The organism is Bradyrhizobium iriomotense, assembly GCF_018129405.1.
GTDB classification, from domain to species: Bacteria; Pseudomonadota; Alphaproteobacteria; order Rhizobiales; family Xanthobacteraceae; genus Bradyrhizobium; species Bradyrhizobium iriomotense_B.
In genome coordinates, this window is the sequence record NZ_JAFCLP010000008.1 from 279833 (window position 1) to 296517 (window position 16685).

At 65.3% G+C, this 16685-nt stretch carries 13 protein-coding genes and 1 tRNA gene; 6 read left to right on the forward strand and 8 right to left on the reverse strand.

The features are described 5' to 3' along the window. Positions 1-81 precede the first annotated feature (81 nt). Positions 82-1095, forward strand: a complete 1014-nt coding sequence (locus JQ592_RS19535; RefSeq protein WP_211404415.1) for a 1-aminocyclopropane-1-carboxylate deaminase — start codon at positions 82-84, stop codon at positions 1093-1095. A 206-nt stretch (positions 1096-1301) separates the two neighbouring features. On the opposite strand, the gene recQ is transcribed toward JQ592_RS19535, so the two are convergent. From recQ to JQ592_RS19555, 4 genes are all read right to left on the reverse strand, one after another. Then, positions 1302-3167 carry a DNA helicase RecQ gene (recQ, locus tag JQ592_RS19540; protein ID WP_211404416.1) on the reverse strand — a complete coding sequence of 622 codons (1866 nt, stop codon included), beginning with the start codon at positions 3165-3167 and terminating at the stop codon, positions 1302-1304. 248 nt (positions 3168-3415) lie between these two features. Beyond that, the gene (locus JQ592_RS19545) at positions 3416-4159 is read right to left on the reverse strand and encodes a polysaccharide deacetylase family protein (protein ID WP_211404417.1); all 744 of its coding nucleotides are present in this window, start codon (positions 4157-4159) and stop codon (positions 3416-3418) included. Between the two features lie 106 nt (positions 4160-4265). Next, entirely contained in the window at positions 4266-5267 is a 1002-nt protein-coding gene (metA, locus tag JQ592_RS19550) for a homoserine O-succinyltransferase MetA (RefSeq protein ID WP_211404418.1), read from the reverse strand. A 12-nt stretch (positions 5268-5279) separates the two neighbouring features. Then, positions 5280-6581 carry an O-acetylhomoserine aminocarboxypropyltransferase/cysteine synthase family protein gene (locus JQ592_RS19555; RefSeq protein ID WP_211404419.1) on the reverse strand — a complete coding sequence of 434 codons (1302 nt, stop codon included), beginning with the start codon at positions 6579-6581 and terminating at the stop codon, positions 5280-5282. A gap of 362 nt (positions 6582-6943) precedes the next feature. Between JQ592_RS19555 and JQ592_RS19560 the strand changes: the two genes are divergently transcribed. Beyond that, entirely contained in the window at positions 6944-8242 is a 1299-nt protein-coding gene (locus JQ592_RS19560; RefSeq protein WP_211404420.1) for a TadE/TadG family type IV pilus assembly protein, read from the forward strand. A gap of 48 nt (positions 8243-8290) precedes the next feature. On the opposite strand, the gene JQ592_RS19565 is transcribed toward JQ592_RS19560, so the two are convergent. Beyond that, complete coding sequence (locus JQ592_RS19565; RefSeq protein ID WP_211404421.1) at positions 8291-9865, reverse strand: amidase family protein; 1575 nt, start codon at positions 9863-9865, stop codon at positions 8291-8293. 252 nt (positions 9866-10117) lie between these two features. On the opposite strand from JQ592_RS19565, the gene JQ592_RS19570 reads away from it, so the two are divergent. Together JQ592_RS19570 and JQ592_RS19575 are read left to right on the forward strand one after the other, a co-directional pair. After that, a complete protein-coding gene (locus tag JQ592_RS19570) occupies positions 10118-10936 on the forward strand; it encodes a uracil-DNA glycosylase (protein ID WP_211404422.1) in 819 nt (272 codons plus the stop codon). Next, complete coding sequence (locus JQ592_RS19575; protein WP_211404423.1) at positions 10933-12543, forward strand: amidohydrolase family protein; 1611 nt, start codon at positions 10933-10935, stop codon at positions 12541-12543. Before JQ592_RS19570 ends, JQ592_RS19575 begins: the two co-directional genes overlap by 4 nt. A gap of 7 nt (positions 12544-12550) precedes the next feature. Here the strand turns inward: JQ592_RS19575 and JQ592_RS19580 are convergent, their stop codons facing one another. Next, positions 12551-13585: an aldo/keto reductase gene (locus tag JQ592_RS19580; protein ID WP_211404424.1), complete on the reverse strand. Its 1035-nt coding sequence runs from the start codon at positions 13583-13585 to the stop codon at positions 12551-12553. A gap of 10 nt (positions 13586-13595) precedes the next feature. Further along, on the reverse strand, positions 13596-14777 hold the full coding sequence (locus JQ592_RS19585; protein ID WP_211404425.1) for an MFS transporter: 1182 nt from the start codon (positions 14775-14777) through the stop codon (positions 13596-13598). A 98-nt stretch (positions 14778-14875) separates the two neighbouring features. Between JQ592_RS19585 and JQ592_RS19590 the strand changes: the two genes are divergently transcribed. Then, positions 14876-15829, forward strand: a complete 954-nt coding sequence (locus JQ592_RS19590; RefSeq protein WP_211404426.1) for a LysR family transcriptional regulator — start codon at positions 14876-14878, stop codon at positions 15827-15829. Positions 15830-15835: 6 nt separating this feature from the next. Here JQ592_RS19590 and JQ592_RS19595 read toward each other — a convergent pair. Beyond that, positions 15836-15925 (reverse strand) — tRNA-Ser (locus JQ592_RS19595). A gap of 195 nt (positions 15926-16120) precedes the next feature. On the opposite strand from JQ592_RS19595, the gene JQ592_RS19600 reads away from it, so the two are divergent. After that, the gene (locus JQ592_RS19600; protein WP_211404427.1) at positions 16121-16462 is read left to right on the forward strand and encodes a hypothetical protein; all 342 of its coding nucleotides are present in this window, start codon (positions 16121-16123) and stop codon (positions 16460-16462) included. Positions 16463-16685: the final 223 nt, after the last annotated feature.

Genomic DNA, 16685 nt, shown 5'->3' on the forward strand with positions numbered 1-16685 from the left:
GGCGCCGTATTTGAGAGCACATTTTCCCATGGCGATGCTAGCCAGATCCCAGCCACCAACGCCAAACGGGATGACCTGACCATGCTGGAAAAATTTGCGCGCTACCCGCTGACCTTCGGCCCGACGCCCATCGAGAAGCTGGAGCGACTGTCAAAACATCTCGGCGGCAATGTCGAGATCTATGCCAAGCGCGAGGACTGCAATTCCGGCCTCGCCTATGGCGGCAACAAGCTGCGCAAGCTCGAATACATCATCCCGGATGCGATCGCCTCCAATGCCGACACGCTGGTGTCGATCGGCGGCGTGCAGTCCAACCACACCCGCATGATCGCCGCCGTCGCCGCCAAGATCGGCATGAAGTGCCGCCTGGTGCAGGAAGCCTGGGTGCCGCACGAGGACGCCGTCTATGACCGCGTCGGCAACATCATGCTCTCGCGCATCATGGGCGCCGACGTGCGCCTCGTCGACGACGGTTTCGACATCGGCATCCGCAAGAGCTGGGAGCAGGCGATCGAGGACGTGAAGGCGGCCGGCGGCAAGCCCTACGCGATTCCCGCCGGCGCTTCCGTGCACAAATATGGCGGGCTCGGCTATGTCGGCTTTGCCGAGGAAGTGCGCAAGCAGGAGAAGGAGCTCGGATTCAAGTTCGACTACATCATCGTCTGCACCGTCACCGGCTCCACCCATGCCGGCATGCTGGTCGGCTTCGCCGCTGACGGCCGCGCCCGCAAGGTGATCGGCATCGACGCTTCCTTTACGCCGGCGCAGACCAAGGCCCAGGTGCTCTCGATCGCGCAGAACACCGCCAAGCTCGTCGAGCTCGGCAAGGACATCGTTGCAGATGACGTCGTGCTGATCGAGGATTACGCCTATCCCGCCTATGGTGTGCCGTCGGAGGAAACCAAGGAGGCGATCCGCCTCACCGCGCGTCTCGAAGCGATGATCACCGACCCCGTCTATGAAGGCAAATCGATGCAAGGCCTGATCGACCTGACCAAGAAGGGCCATTTCGAGAAGGGCGCGAAGATCCTTTACGCCCATCTCGGCGGCGCGCCGGCGCTCAATGGCTACGGTTACGCATTCCGGAATGGGTGAGGCGGCGTAGCTCCCGCCTCCTCTCCTCTGTCGTCCCGGGCAAGCGTTAGCGCAGACCCGGGACCCATAGCCACAGGGAGGCGTTTTGCGAAGACTTGCAGTTCGGTACTCCTACCGATCGCAATCGATAGATCACGCGGTATGGATGCCGGATCTGCGCGCGCTTTGGGCGCGCTTGTCCGGGATGACGGAGGAATCGGCGCGCCTTACCGCGTCCTGATGATCTGCAGCAGCTCGTCGCCGTAATGCTCGAGCTTCTTGTCGCCGATGCCCGGCACGTTGCGGAGCTCGTCCAACGTGGTCGGCCAGGCCCGCACGATGCCGTCGATGGTGGCATCGTGCAGCACCACGTAGGCCGGCACGCCGCGCTCGCGTGCGACCTCCGAACGCCAGGACCGCAAGCGCGCGCGCAATTCGGGATCGACGTCGCCCTGCGGTGCGTTCGCCGCGGGCGCGAGATCGCCGCGGCGGGATTTTGCGCGGCTGGAGCGGATGCGGGTGCCGGGTGCCTCCTCGCGCAGCCATATCTCCGTCTCGCCGCGCAGCACGCCGCGCGCGGACTCCGTCAGCTTCAGCGCGCCATAGGCCTCGCTGTCGCTCTGCAAATGGCCCATCGCCACCAGCTGCCGCAGCACCGTGCGCCATTGCTTCTCGTTGAGCTCGCGCCCGATGCCGAACACCGAGAGCTTGTCGTGGCCGAACTGCGTGACCTTCTCGGTCAGGCGCCCGACCAGCACGTCGATCAGGTGCATCGCGCCGAAACGCTGCCCGGTGCGATAGACGCAGGACAGCAGCTTCTGCGCCAGCACCTTGCCGTCGCGCATCTTCGGCGGCGTCAGGCAATTGTCGCAATTGCCGCAGGTCTCGGCCGTCACGACCTCACCGAAATAGGCGAGCAGGCGCCGGCGCCGGCAATGCGGCGTTTCGGCGAGGCCGACCAGCGCGTCGAGCTTGCCGATCGAGACGCGCTTGAAATCCTCGGACCCGGCGGACTCGTCGATCATGCGGCGCTGCTGCACGATGTCGGAGAGGCCATAGGCCATCCAGGCCGCCGACGGCTTGCCGTCGCGGCCGGCGCGTCCCGTCTCCTGGTAATAGGCCTCGATGCTCTTGGGCAGATCGAGATGAGCGACGAAGCGGACATCGGGCTTGTCGATGCCCATGCCGAAGGCGATGGTCGCGACGATGACGATGCCGTCCTCGTTGAGGAAGCGGTCCTGGTTGCGCGAGCGCACGCTGCTGTCGAGACCGGCATGATAGGGCAGCGCGGCAATGCCGGCCTCGTCGAGCGCGGCGGCGACCTCCTCGACCCGGTTGCGCGACAGGCAATAGACCACGCCGGCATCGCCCATATGACGCTCGCGGATGAACTCCTTGAGCTGCGACACCGCATTGCGCTTGTCGACGATCTCGTAACGGATGTTGGGACGGTCGAAGCTCGAGACGAATTGCGGGGATCCGGCAAGCTGGAGCCGCTCGACGATTTCCTTGCGCGTCAGTTCGTCGGCGGTCGCAGTGAGCGCGATGCGCGGCACGTCGGGGAAGCGCTCGGCGATGATGGACAGGCCGACATATTCGGGGCGGAAGTCGTGCCCCCATTGCGAGACGCAATGGGCTTCGTCGATCGCGAACAGCGCCACTTTCGCCTGCGCCAGCAGCGACAGGCAGCGCGGCGTGACCAGCCGTTCCGGCGCGACATAGAGCAGGTCGAGATCGCCTGCGATCAGGCGGCGTTCGACGTCGGAGGCCTCCTGCGGCGACAGCGACGAGTTCAGCGCGGCGGCGTTGACGCCGGCCTCCAGCAGGCCCGCGACCTGGTCGCGCATCAGCGCGATCAGCGGCGAGACCACGATGCCGCAGCCTTCGCGCAGCAACGACGGCAGCTGGTAACACAGCGACTTGCCGCCGCCGGTCGGCATCAGCACGAGGCAGTTGCCGCCGTCAGTGACGTGCCGGATGATGTCGCCCTGCGCCCCGCGAAACCCCGGCAGGCCGAACACCGAATGCAGCACCGACAGCGCATCGCGGCCGTTGGCCGGCGCGGGCAGCGGAGCGGTGGAAGGAGCGTTCATGGGCGTGTCGGAGCGAGGCCGCGGGATTCGTCACAAGGCCAGTCGCATGCTGGCGCGGCCGTGGCAAGTCCATCTTCTCCCTCTCCCCGCTTGCGGGGAGAGGGTCGGGGTGAGGGGGAGTCTCCGCAAGGGAGGTGACAGACGGAATCGTGGAGAATCCCCCTCACCCGGATCGCATCTGACGATGCGATCCGACCTCTCCCCGCAAGCGGGGAGAGGTGAAAAGAGTACGCTCACTGAAGAAGCAGCTACGCCCCGATTCGCCGCAGCGCTTCCGCGACCGTCACGATCGGCATGTTGCGCCTCCCCGCCGCCTCCAGCGCGTGGCGCATCAAGTGCGGCGTGCAGCCATAGGGGCTCGGCGCATTGGCGATGTCGTGGCTGTAGAAGATGAGCCAGCCGCCGCTTGCGACCGCCTCATCGAAATAGCGATCGATGCCTGCCTTGTCGATCTCGCAATCGACCAGCGGCGAGGCGCGCAGGAACTGGAGGTCGATGACGTCACGATTGACGCCGGGAAGAATGCCGCGCGCCGAGCGGAACGCCTTCGCCAGCTGCGGCTTGCGCCAGACCGAGGCAATCCCGTAGGGGTAGGCGAAATTCTCCAGCGTGATCGAGGAATCGATGCCGCGGAAGTGGCTGCGGTTCCGCTCGATCTCGCCGGCCATGGCAGCCTCGTCGAGATCGGCCGAGCTCTGGTGCGAGAAGGTGTGGCAGGCAATCTCGTGACCGGTATGGTGAAGCCGCACGATCGCGTCGCGCGACAACCCATGCCAGTGATCCGACGGCTGATCGATCAGGCTGCCGGCGATGTAGTACGTGCCGCGGCCACCATGCGCTTCGAGCAGCGAGGCGCCTTCGCCGGCGGCGCTATCGGGCGCATCGTCGAAGGTGAAGCTCACCATCGGCGCATGCGCAGGCAGCCGGTGCGGCGCCGCGCGAAAATGCCGGGCCAGCCGATTGCTCACGCGTCCCTGGAGTGCCGACCACACGACAACGTTTCCCGTGATTCCGTATTTCGCTACTGAAACATTCGTGCGCCGGCTGAGGCAAGCCCAACGCTTTGGTAATCCTAACGCGGAACGAATGCCCTTTGGCCTAGCGCGCCAGGACCGAGGCATCGGCTTCCGCACCGAGATATTGCAGCCAGTTGCGAAAGAGCGCCGCAGCCGCGCTGCCGGCGGCGATATCGGCGCGCAAATTCAGTGCTGGCAGGTCGTTGGTCAGCGCCGGATGACGCTCCTGCCTCGCCCGCCTCTCGAAGCGCGCCAGCTTCTCTTCGGTGACTGCGTCAAAATAGCTCACGGGCACGCGCGGGTAAGTCTCGCGCTCGCGCGCGAGGTAGCGGCCGATGTCGCGCAGATATTCGCGCTGGAGCGACAGCGCATCATATTCCGGATGGCCCTGGAAGAACACGAAGCGGCTGGCATATTGGCGCACGAAGACGTCGACCCCGGCCTCGGCCGAGCGGGTCAGCACCTGATAGCCGGCCTGCACGAGGTCGCCCTCGGCGATCTCGTTCAGGCGCGAATGCGAAACCTTGAGCGGTGCAGGCGCCGCTTGCGTGAGGGAATCATCCACCACCGCTTCGCAGTCGAAGATGCCGTGACATTTGGCCGGCAGACGGCGCCGTTCGATGCCGTCGAGATGCAGCACCGCTGCGTGCGCGGCAAGGCATGACCAGATCGTCGAGCGCGTGTTGGTCCTCGCCCAGTCGATCAGATCGGTGAGGTCGCGCCAATACGGCTCCTGATGCAGCTCGGGCGCGACCGGCTCGGCGCCGGTCACGATCAGCCCGTCGAACCGCCCGCGCTTGAGATCCGCAAGATCGGAATATTCGCTCTCGACATGCCATTTCGCTTCCGGCGAGCGCTTCACGCTGGGAAGCGAGAAGCAGTGGAAGCGGATGCGGCGCGGACCTGCGGCAGCCTGGAGCAGCTTCATGAACTGCCGCTCGGTCGCCTTCAGCGCCGGATCCGGCATGTTGTTGATCAGTCCGATGGTGAGTTCAGGCCCGGCACGGTCGCGCGCCGGATCGCCCTCGGCCGGCACCAGCGCCGGGCTCGATATGCCTTGATCCCTGTCGATCAAGATCGTCATCGGGCCGTCCGCCTACTCCGCGGCCTGGAGGCGTGACGACGGACAGGCCTTTTCCAGCGCCTGGTCGATGTCCTCGATGATGTCAGAGGAATGCTCGATGCCGATCGACAGGCGGATCGTCTCCGGCAGCACGCCGGCGGCGCGCTGCTGCTCCGCCGACATCTGGCGATGCGTGGTCGAGGCCGGATGGCAGGCCAGCGATTTGGCATCGCCGATATTGACGAGGCGCGTGATCAGCTTCAACGCATCATAGAAGGTCTTGCCGGCTTCCATGCCGCCCTTGATGCCGAAGGTGAACAGCGAGGAGGCATTGCCGTCGAGATACTTTTGGACCAGCGGATAGTGGGGACTGTCGGGAAAGCCCGTGTAGTTCACCCAGGCGACGCGCGGGTCAGTCCGCAGAAACTCGGCGACCTTGCGGGCGTTCTCGACATGGCGCTCCATGCGCAGCGCCACGGTCTCGATGCCCTGGAGCAGCAGGAAGGCGTTGAACGGCGACAGCACCGAGCCCATGGTGCGCTGATAGACGCTGCGCGCGCGCTCGATATAGGCGGTCCGGCCGAAGCGCTCGGCATAGACGAGGCCGTGATAGGAGGCGTCCGGCTTGTTGTAGGCCGGGAAGCGGTCGGCATGCTTCGCCCACGGAAAATTTCCGGAATCGACGATGGCTCCGCCGAGCGTGGTGCCGTGGCCGCCCAGGAACTTGGTCAGCGAGTGCACGGCGATGTCGGCGCCGTAGTCGAACGGCTTGAGCAGGATCGGCGTTGCGACCGTGTTGTCGACGATCAGCGGCACGCCATGCGCATGCGCGATCTTCGCCAGCGCCTCGATGTCGCAGACATTGCCGGCGGGATTGCCGATCGTCTCGGCGAACACCGCGCGGGTGTTCTCGTCGATCAGCTTCTCGATCGCCTCGGGTTTGTCGCTCTCGGCGAAGCGGCCGGTGATGCTCTGGCGCGGCAGGATGTGCGAGAGCAGCGTGTGCGTGGTGCCGTAGAGCTGCGGCACGGACACGATGTTGCCGCCGTGATCGGCGACGTTGACGAAGGCGAAATGCAGCGCGGCCTGGCCGGTCGCGACCGCGAGCGCGCCGACGCCGCCCTCGAGCTGGGCAATACGCTTCTCCAGCACCGCGCTGGTCGGATTGGCGATGCGGCTGTAGCGGAAGCCTTCGGCCTCGAGATTGAACAGGGCCGCGCCATGATCGGCGCTGTCGAAAGCGTAGGCTGCGGTCTGGTAGATCGGCACGGCGACCGCGTGCGTGGTGGCTTCGGGTTCGTAGCCGGCGTGAATAGCGATCGTCTCGTTGCGCATCGTGCCACCTCCGCGTGGAGCGGGCCGCACTTATTGGCCTGTATGAGGCGTGTGCGTTGTCCGCCGTCCCTCTGTTAGAGGCGGGTGGTAAAGCGGACAATAATTCGCTTAGAGATCGAGGAAGTAACCCTAACGGTTGTTGGTGAATTGGCTAAAATTCGAGTTAAATTGGATTAATCAATTGATGCGCCTTGGCCGCCCCGCGGCATGAGCCCCCGCCCCAAATTGTTTCGCAACGTCTCTCAAAGCTCTGACGACACGATCCGCAATCAGCAGACATGAACGATCACGCCACGGTCAATCGTTGCGTAAGTTCGTCGATTTTACGCTGGCGCATCGCTTCTTGCTTTGGGATATGCCGCTTGACGAACGCCAACAGAGGTCACCTGCTCTCGCGTTTCGTCTCCGACCGACGCGGCAACATCGCCGTCATCTTCGCGCTGACGCTGGTGCCGCTGCTGTCCTTCGTCGGCGCGGCCGTCGACTATTCCCTTGCCGCACGGGCGAGAACAAAGCTGATCGCCGCGCTCGACACCGCCGTGCTGGTCGCTACCGCGAAGAGCGAGATCACCAGGAGCGCATCGGCCGCGCAGAGCGACGCCCTGAACACATTTACCGGACAGATGTCCGCGTACGGCCTGGCGACGGGCTCGGTGACCATCACCGTGACCGACAGCGTCACCACCCGCACCGCCACGGGAACGGCGTCGTCGTCGGTGACGACCTATTTCATGGGAATCCTGGGCTACGAGACCCTGGGCTTCTCGGCCACCGCGAGCGCGGCGGCCTCGCTGCCGTCCTACATCGACTTCTACGTGCTGCTGGACAACTCGCCGTCACAGGGGCTCGGCGCCACCACGGCCGACATGACCGCGTTACAGAACGCGACATCCGACAGCTGCGCCTTCGCCTGCCACGACACCTACACGTCGAGCTCAAAGAAGACAAAGCAGACCAACAGCTATTACTCGATCGCGAAGAATCTCGGGATCAAGATGCGGATCGACCTGGTGCGGGACGCAACGCAGTCGCTGACGGACACCGCGACCGCGAGCCAGCTCGTCAGCAACCAGTACCGGATGGCAGTCTACACCATGGGCAGCGATTGCGCCTCGATCGGCCTGACCACGATCTCGGCGCTGACATCGAGTCTCTCTTCGGTGAAGACGGCAGTTTCCGCCGTCGACCTGATGACGATTCCCTACACCAATTACAACAACGACATGTGCACGGATTTCGACGGCATCCTGTCGTCCATGAACGGCGCGATCCCGACGCCCGGCGACGGCTCCTCGTCCTCCCCGCAGAAATGGCTGTTCTTCGTCGCGGATGGCGTGGCCGACTATTACTATCCCTCGACCTGCACCAAGACCGTGATCTCCTCGTCAGGCCGATGCCAGGAGCCGCTGACGACGACGATCTGCGACACCATCAAGGCGCGCGGCGTCAAGATCGCAGTGCTCTACACCACCTATCTCGCGATTACCAACAACAGCTGGTACAACACCTACATCGCACCATGGCGCAGCTCGATCGCGACCAAGATGCAGGCCTGCGCGACGTCGGGCTATTACTACGAGGTCTCGAGTGACTCGAGCATCACCGACGCGCTGAACGCGCTGTTCCAGAAGGCGATCGCCTCCGCGCATCTGACCAACTGACCGGTCCCCGCGGGCTCCGCGCGTGACGCGGAGCCCTTGCGCATGGCATCAAGCCATCGTCTCCCAGAGGCGGTGGGCGATCACGCCGGCACGCTTCTCGATCGCGGCTGCGGCATCGAGCGCGAGGTCCTCGCGATACCGGCCGGCAATGAGCTGCACACCGATCGGCTTGCCCTCGTGGACGGCGACCGGCACCACCGCGCCCGGCAGGCCGAGCACGTTGATCGCGGAGATGAAGCGAATCTCGCCCCAGAAGATCTCCTGCACGCGCTCGGCGCTGACCGTGTCGTCGCGCGGGCCCGGCGTCGGCTTCACCGTGGTCGGTGCCAGCACCACGGGATACTCTTCGAAGAACAGCTGCCAGGCGCGGATGTGGCCGTTGCGCGCGGCCGTCGCCTGCATCCAGGCCTTGAGATCGAGCCCATTGGCCTTGGCCCTCATGCCGCCCCAGGCCTTGTGGAAGTCCTCGGTCGTGACCTTCAGCATGCTGGCCTCCTGCATCACCACCGTCTCATTGGTGATGATGTCGCACCAGGTCTGCCAGACGCCGTTGATGTCGGGCACCTCGACCTCGCTGACGCGATAGCCGGAACGCTCGAGGTGATCGGCGGCCTGGCGCAGCGCCGCGGCGACCTGGGGATCGACGTCCATGTCGTCAGGGATCTTCGCCAGCGCAACCTTGATCGGCCCTTTCGGCTTTGGCCCGACCAGCGGCGCCGGCACCCACCAGGGATCGCGCGGGTCACGCTGGCTCATTGCCTCCAGCGCAAGGCGAACGTCGGCGACATGGCGGGCGAGCGGCCCCTGCGCCGACATCAGATGCGCCAGCATCGGCCGCTCGGCCGTTGCGCTGCCGTTGAAGGCGGGGATGCGGCCCTGCGTCGGCTTGATGGTGGCAACGCCATTGCAGTGCGCCGGCCAGCGCAGCGAGCCGCCGATATCGTTGCCATGGGCGATGGTGCCGATGCCGGCGGCAACCGCCGAACCCGCGCCGCCGGACGAACCGCCGCAGGTGATATCAGGGTCCCAGGGATTGAGCGTCAGCCCGTGCAAGGGATTGTCGGTGAAGCCGCGGAAGGAGAATTCCGGCGTGTTGGTGAGACCGATGACGATGGCGCCGGCTTTCTTCAGGTTGCGGACGACTGGTGAATCCGACGGCGCGATGAGATCCTCGTTCGCCGGCACGCCGTTGAAGTTCGGCCGCCCCTCGTAGTCGACGTTCTCCTTGATTGTGATGGGCACGCCGTGCAGGAGGCCTAGCTCGCCACCCTTGGCGCGCCGCTTGTCCGCCGCATGCGCCGCCTTCAGCGCCTCCTCGCCGAGATCGACGACGACCGCATTCAGCCCGGGATTGACCGCGCGCATCCGGTCCAGATGCGCCTCGACGGTCTCGACGGCCGAGATTGCGCCGGATCGGATCGCGGCCGCAGTGTCGACCGCAGACCATTGCCAGACCGGTCCCCTGGGACGGCGTGCCGTGGCCGATTTGCGCGGCGCGGTCTTCTTGACTGTCTTCTTCGCGGTTTTCGCGACGGCGCCCTTTCGGGCGGCCCTGGTCTTGTTCGAGCTCTTCGTTACCTTCTTTGAAGTCGTTTTCTTCTTGGTTGCCGCCTTCTTCGCCACGTCGCATCTCCAAAAAATTGCGCCGCGGAGGTTATGGAGGTCACGCGACCGTGTACAGGTGCGTTTCTGCATGGCGCGTTGTCGCGACGCTCTGTCACGCCCCATGACGAAGCTGCAGACGATCGTGAACCTTTGGGCGATCTGGCCCGACCCATATACTGGTTGAGTGATTCAGGACATGACCGCCAAGATTGCCGCATAAGCAGGTTCACTGACGCAGCTATTTTGACCTCGACAGATTGGAGCATTGCCATGCTCACCGAGTTCGACGGCGGATACGGCGAACAACCCTTTCGCGATCTGTGCACCAATTACCCAGGCCCCGAGGCCTACGATCCCCACGATTTCCGCATTGAATGGGGGCCGATCTTTCATCGCGGACGGCTCGACGGATCGGCGCGTGTGCTCGTCGTCGGACAGGATCCCGCACAGCATGAGACGATCGTGCGCCGGATCCTGGTCGGCACCGCGGGCCGCCGGACGCAAGGTTTCCTCGCCAAGCTCGGCATCATGCAGAGCTACGTGATGGTGAACACGTTCCTGTACAGCGTCTATGGGCAGAGCGGCGGCTCCAAGCACAAGAACGAGCCCGGCATCGTCGACTATCGCGACAAATGGTTCAAGGCCGTGCTCGCGCCCGGCAACATCGAGGCCGTTGTCTCGCTTGGCGGCCTCGCGGACGAGGCCTGGAAAGCGTGGCTGAAGACCGCCGATGGTGGGGCGTACAAGACCCTCGCCTATCAGCACATCACGCACCCGACCTGGCCGGAAAGCTCCGCCCATGATGCCGCGACGCAGGCCGCCAATACCAAGATCATGCTGACCAAATGGAATGCCGCGCTCGCGGCGCTCGCGCCCGCGGTCAAGCATCCAGACGTCCAGACATCGCTCGTGCCCTATGGCGATGCCTTCAAGGCGTCCGAGCTCGTCGACATCATTGCCAAGGACTTCCCGGCGGGCCTGCCGGCCTGGATGCGCGGAGACAAGCCATGGGCCGTGCGCCAGGGCACCGACGCAGCTGCCAAACGGCGCAACATCACGATCACCATCCCTGACGGAGTGATCCCATGAGCCCGGCCGCAGGCCCGAAGCGCTGGGCGCTGAGCGGGCGGATCGTGACGATGGCGACCGAGGGCGATGTCATCAGGAGCGGGACGATCTTCATCGAGGATAGTCGCATCGCCGCGGTCGTTCCGAAGGGACAGCCGGCGCCGGTGGGCTTCGAAGCGGTCGCTCCGGTGGCGACCGGCGGTACCATCTATCCAGGCCTGATCGAGCTGCACAATCATTTGAGCTACAACATCCTACCGCTCTGGCAGGTGCCGCAGCTCTACGGCAATCGCGACCAGTGGCAGAACGCCAAATCCTACAAGACGTCCGTGACCGGCCCGATGAGCGCGATCGCGCTTGCCGATGACGGCTCGCTGCTGCCGGCCCTGGTCCGTTATGTCGAAGCCAAATGCATGGTGGCGGGGACGACGACCAGCCAGGGGATCACGCTATCGAACTGGAGCGGCACGATCCACAAATATTACAAGGGCGCGCTGCGCGCCGCCGAGATCGGCAGCCCGCCGGATCTGCCGCGGGCCCACTCCAAGATTCCCGACATCGATGCCGAGGATTGGGCGAAGTTCGACAACGAGTTGAAATCGTCGTCGTGTTTCCTGTTGCACCTCAGCGAAGGCATCGACACCAAGGCGCACAGCCACTTCCTCGCCTTGCGCAATCCTTTGGGGGACTGGGCCATCGAACCGTCGCTGGCGGGCATTCATTGCACGGCGCTGGACGCGACCGACTTCGGAACGATGGCCGAAAATCATGCCAAGGTCGTCTGGTCGCCCCTGAGCAATCTGCTGCTCTATGGCAAGACGACCGACGTCGCGGCCGCACGCACGGCCGGCCTCACCATCGCACTCGGCTCGGACTGGTCGCCATCAGGCAGCAAGAACCTGCTCGGCGAGCTGAAGGCGGCGAAGGTCGTGTCCGCACATTTCAGTCTCGGCTTCAGCGACTACGACATCGTCTCGATGGCGACGCGCAATCCGGCCGCGATCCTGAAATGGGACTCAAAGCTCGGGACGATCGCCAAGGGCAAGCTCGCCGATCTCCTGGTCGTGAAGGGCGTTTCCGGCGATCCCTACGGCCACCTCATCAAGTCGCGCGAGCAGGACGTCGTTCTGGTCACGATCGGCGGACGGCCGCGCTACGGAACGAAGACGGCGATGCAGAAGGCTGGCGGAAGCGGTGAGGCCCTCAAGGTCGGCAGCAGCGCACGGGTGATCGACTTCTCCTCGCCCGACCAGGATGCAGGAATCGAGAAGGTCACGCTGGCGGAGGCGACGACCCGGCTGAAGGGCGCCCTCGGCAATCTCGGCACGCTGCAACCGCATAGTCTCGCCATGAGCGACGCAATCGCCCGCGGAACGGTGTCACGCACCGGCTGGCGCCTCGCGCTGGATGAGCAGTTCGGCAACAATGTCCAATTGCGCCCGCGGCTCGAATATAATGGCGTCCGCACCGGTCCCGATCTGGCCGCGGTCGCGGCCGTAGCCGAGCCGTTGCACCCGATCAAGCTGGATGGCCTCACCGTGGTGGGCGATCCCATCTTCCTGGACACGCTCAAGAGCGAGTCGAATCTCCCGCCAGGAATCGCCGCAGGAATCGCCGCCTTTTATTAGCGATCCCTCACACCAGTGGTGGATTGAGCCGCGCAAAGCCCTCCTGGATGCGATAGGGGTAATAGGGATAGGGCGGCATCACCGCGCTGGCCTCGTCGAGGCGCTTGATCTGTTCCGCGCTCAGCGACCAGCCGACGGCGCCGAGATTGTCGCGCAGCTGCGCTTCGTCGCGGGCACCGATGATCACGGAGGAGACCGTGGGGCGCGACAGCAGCCAGGCGATCGCGACCTGCGGCACCGTGCGGCCGGTCTCGGCAGCAATCGCGTCCAACACGTCAACGACGGCGTAGAGGCGCGCATCGTCCACGGGCGGACCGAATTGTGCGGTGGCGTGCAGGCGGCTCGCTTCCGGCAGCGGCTGGCCGCGCCGGATCTTTCCGGTGAGCCGGCCCCAGCCCAGCGGGCTCCAGACCAGCGCGCCGACGCCCTGATCGCGGGCGAGCGGCATCAGCTCCCATTCATAGTCGCGACCGAGCAGCGAGTAATAGACCTGGTGCGCGACATAGCGTGGCCAGCCATGCCGGTCCGCGATCGCGAGCGATTTCATCAGCTGCCAGCCGGCGAAATTCGAGACGCCGACATAGCGCAGCTTGCCGGCGCGCACGAGCGTGTTGAGTGTGGCCAGCACCTCCTCGATCGGCGTGAACGCGTCGAAGGCGTGGAGCTGAAGCAGGTCGATATGGTCAGTGCCAAGCCGGCGCAGTGCCGCATCGACCGAGGCAAGCAATCGCTGCCGCGACGAGCCGGCGTCGAGCGGGCCGTCGCCCATCGGCAGGCTCATCTTGGTCGAGATCAGCACCTTGTCGCGGCGGCCCTTGATCGCAGCACCGAGAATCTCCTCGGAGGCGCCGTTCGAATAGACGTCTGCGCTGTCGAACAAATTGACGCCGGCATCGAGGCAGATGTCGATCAGCCTGCGGGCCTCCTCGGTGCCGCTGCGGCCCCAGGCGGAGAACAGCGGGCCCTGGCCGCCGAACGTGCCGGTGCCGAAGCTGAGGACGGGGACCTTGAGCCCGGATGCGCCGAGATTGCGGTATTGCATGATCGCTCTCCTATTCCGCCGGGCACGCCGCGACTGCGGTCGCGGTGCGGTCGAGCTGGAGACTCCACAGCGCCAGCACGAGGCCTACCGCGGTGATGCCGGCTGCGACCAGCGGCAGTGCGGAAAGGCCGAGCCCGCGATCGATGGCGACACCCCCGGCCCAGGCACCCAGCGCGTTGCCGAGATTGAACGCGGCGATGTTAAGGCTGGAGGCGAGCGTGCGGCCGCTGGGGCCGGCGGCCTCCAGCACGCGAAGCTGGAGCGGCGCGACGGTTGCGAAGGCGGCGATGCCGAGCAGCAGGATCAGCACGACGCTGACAATCTTGACCGACAGCACTGCGGCGAGTCCAAGCAGCACGAGGGCGAGCGCGGCCAGCGTGCCGATCAGGGCGCTCGCGAGGCCACGGTCGGCGAGCCTGCCGCCGGCGACGTTGCCGATCGCAAGGCCAACGCCGAACACCAGCAGGATCGGCGACACAGCGGCCTCCGAAAAGCCGGTGAAGCGCGTCAGGATCGGCTGGATATAGGTGAAGACGACGAACAGGCCGGCAAAACCGAACACGGTCATGGCAAGGCCCAGCAGCACCTGCGGGCGGCCGAGCACCGCGACCTCTTCAGCGAGCGAGATCGGCTTGTCGCCATTGCCGACATGACCCGGTACGAGTGCAGCAACCACCGCGAACGCGATCACGCCGATGACAGTCACCGCCCAGAACGCCGCGCGCCAGCCGAGCATCAGGCCGAACCAGGCGCCGAAGGGTACGCCCAGCAGCGTTGCGACCGTGAGGCCGATGAACATGGTCGCAATCGCCGAGGCGCGCTTGTCCTCGGCGACGAGGCCGGTGGCCACCACCGAGCCGACGCCGAAGAACGTGCCATGGGCCAGCGAGGTGAGCACGCGGGCCGCCATCAGCAATTCGTAGTTGGGGGCCAGCGCGCAGGCGGCATTGCCGAGCGTGAAGATCGCCATCAGCGCCAGCAGCACGGTTTTGCGCGGCAGCCGTCGCGTGGCCAAGGTCAGCACCGGCGCCCCAACGAATACGCCGAGCGCATAGCCGGAGATGAGCAGGCCCGCGACCGGCACGGAGACATGCATGTCGGCAGCGACCTGCAGCAGCAGGCCCATGATGATGAATTCGGTGGTGCCGATGCCGAAGGCACCGGCGGTGAGCGCGAGAACGGCGGGAGGCATGCGTTGCTCCAATGGATGAGACGAGCCACGCAGATAGCTGCACTGCGGCAAAACCATTAGAATGTCCGCAATCCAATCATTTGTGACGTGAATTCAACATGGCCCGTTTCGACACCAACCGCTCGGCCGAGATGGAGGTCTTCGTCCGCGTCGTCGACCTCGGCGGCTTCACCCAGGCCGCGCGAAAACTGCGCCTGACGCCGTCGGGCGTGAGCAAGCTGATCTCGCGGCTGGAGGCGCGGCTCGGCTCGCGCCTGATCAACCGCACCACGCGCAAGCTCACGCTGACGGAGGAAGGCCAGGCCTTTTACGACCGCGCCGTGCGCATCCTCAGCGAGATGGAGGAAGCCGAGCGCGAGGCAGCCTCAGGCGCGGCGCCGCGCGGCCGCCTCACAGTCAACAGCAATATCCCCTTCGGCATGCTGCATGTGATGCCGCTGATTCCGCGCTTTCTGGCGCAACATCCCGACGTCACGCTCGACCTGGTGCTGACCGACACGCTGATCGACCTGATGCAGGAGCGGGCCGACGTCGCCATTCGCGTCGGCCCCTTGCGCGCCTCGCGCCTGGTCGCGCGAAAGCTCGGCACCAGCCGCATGGTCGTGGTCGGCGCGCCGAACTATCTCGCCCGCTTCGGCACGCCAAAAATTCCTGCGGATCTCGCCGATCACCGCGGCATCGGCTGGACCTTTCCGCGCAGCATCCGCGGCTGGTCGTTTAGGCGTGGCGACCACACCGAGGAAGCCATGCCGCCACCGGCCGCGCGCGCCAGCGACGGCGAAGCCGCCCGACGCCTCTGCCTCGGCGGCGTCGGCCTCGCCCGCCTCGCCCTCTTCCATATCGGCCCCGACATCGAAGCCGGGCGCCTCGTGCCGGTGCTGCAAGGCTACAATCCCGGCGACCGCGAAGACATCCACGCCGTCTATGTCGGTCACACCGCCCCGCTACCCGCCCGCGTGCGCGCGTTCATCGATTTCCTCGCCGAGCATGTAAAGGTAAGCGATCCCGCGCTGAAACGGGCCGGGGACGGGAGGTGGAAATTGGTTGGATGAGGCCCGTGGCGGAGAGAGTGGGATTCGAACCCACGGTACGGTTTCCCGCACACACGCTTTCCAAGCGTGCGCCTTAAGCCACTCGGCCATCTCTCCGGAGCGCCCTCTCTTGAAGGGGCGCCGGTGATTTTGCAAGGGATCGCGGGAGAATCGGGTGAATTTTCCGTAAGCTATTGTATTTAAACAATAATATCAGGCGTTGGCGGCCCCCGCGGAACCGCCGCGGGCTGAACCGGAGGCGGGTTTGGCGCGACGATTCACCTGAGGCCACCAAACACGACCGGGGACGCCATGACCATCCGCAAGACCATCGCCGCACTGAGCCTGATTTCGGCCCTCGGCTCCGCCTTTGCCGTGCCGGCGCTGGCACAGGTCTGCACCCGGCAAGGCGTCGATGTCAGCTGCGACGACGGGCGGCGCGGGGTGCTGTCGGGCGATGCCATCCTCTGGCCGGACGGGACGCGCTCGAGCTCGACGCCGCATCAGAGCGTCATCATCGGCAACAAGAGCTCGGTGCATGTCGGGCCCGGCGTGTTCGTCGGCCAGGGCAAGGGCATGGTGCCGCTGGACGATCCCAACGCGCCGAACAAGCGGCAATGCGCGATTCTGGAGGGCGTGTCGTATTGTTATTGATTCTTCCTTCTCCCCTTGCGGGAGAAGGTGGCGCGAAGCGCCGGATGAGGGGTTGCATCCACGAACTATACTGCAAGAGACTCACGCGTGGAGAGAGACCCCTCACCCGTCTCGCCGCTAACGCGACGAGCCACCCTCTCCCGCAAGGCTACGACATTCACACTTCTCGGAAGGCTTGTGGCCGGGCTCGGAAGCTGACTCTCTATGGGCAAGATTCGCACAC

What these genes read in the sequence shown, in the direction of transcription:
- JQ592_RS19570 (WP_211404422.1), top strand. Translation starts at nt 10,118, where the DNA reads ATGCTCACCGAGTTCGACGGCGGATACGGCGAACAACCCTTTCGCGAT.
- JQ592_RS19585 (WP_211404425.1), bottom strand. Translation starts at nt 14,777, where the DNA reads ATGCCTCCCGCCGTTCTCGCGCTCACCGCCGGTGCCTTCGGCATCGGC.
- JQ592_RS19575 (WP_211404423.1), top strand. Translation starts at nt 10,933, where the DNA reads ATGAGCCCGGCCGCAGGCCCGAAGCGCTGGGCGCTGAGCGGGCGGATC.
- recQ (WP_211404416.1), bottom strand. Translation starts at nt 3,167, where the DNA reads ATGAACGCTCCTTCCACCGCTCCGCTGCCCGCGCCGGCCAACGGCCGC.
- metA (WP_211404418.1), bottom strand. Translation starts at nt 5,267, where the DNA reads ATGACGATCTTGATCGACAGGGATCAAGGCATATCGAGCCCGGCGCTG.
- JQ592_RS19535 (WP_211404415.1), top strand. Translation starts at nt 82, where the DNA reads ATGCTGGAAAAATTTGCGCGCTACCCGCTGACCTTCGGCCCGACGCCC.
- JQ592_RS19555 (WP_211404419.1), bottom strand. Translation starts at nt 6,581, where the DNA reads ATGCGCAACGAGACGATCGCTATTCACGCCGGCTACGAACCCGAAGCC.
- JQ592_RS19600 (WP_211404427.1), top strand. Translation starts at nt 16,121, where the DNA reads ATGACCATCCGCAAGACCATCGCCGCACTGAGCCTGATTTCGGCCCTC.
- JQ592_RS19590 (WP_211404426.1), top strand. Translation starts at nt 14,876, where the DNA reads ATGGCCCGTTTCGACACCAACCGCTCGGCCGAGATGGAGGTCTTCGTC.
- JQ592_RS19580 (WP_211404424.1), bottom strand. Translation starts at nt 13,585, where the DNA reads ATGCAATACCGCAATCTCGGCGCATCCGGGCTCAAGGTCCCCGTCCTC.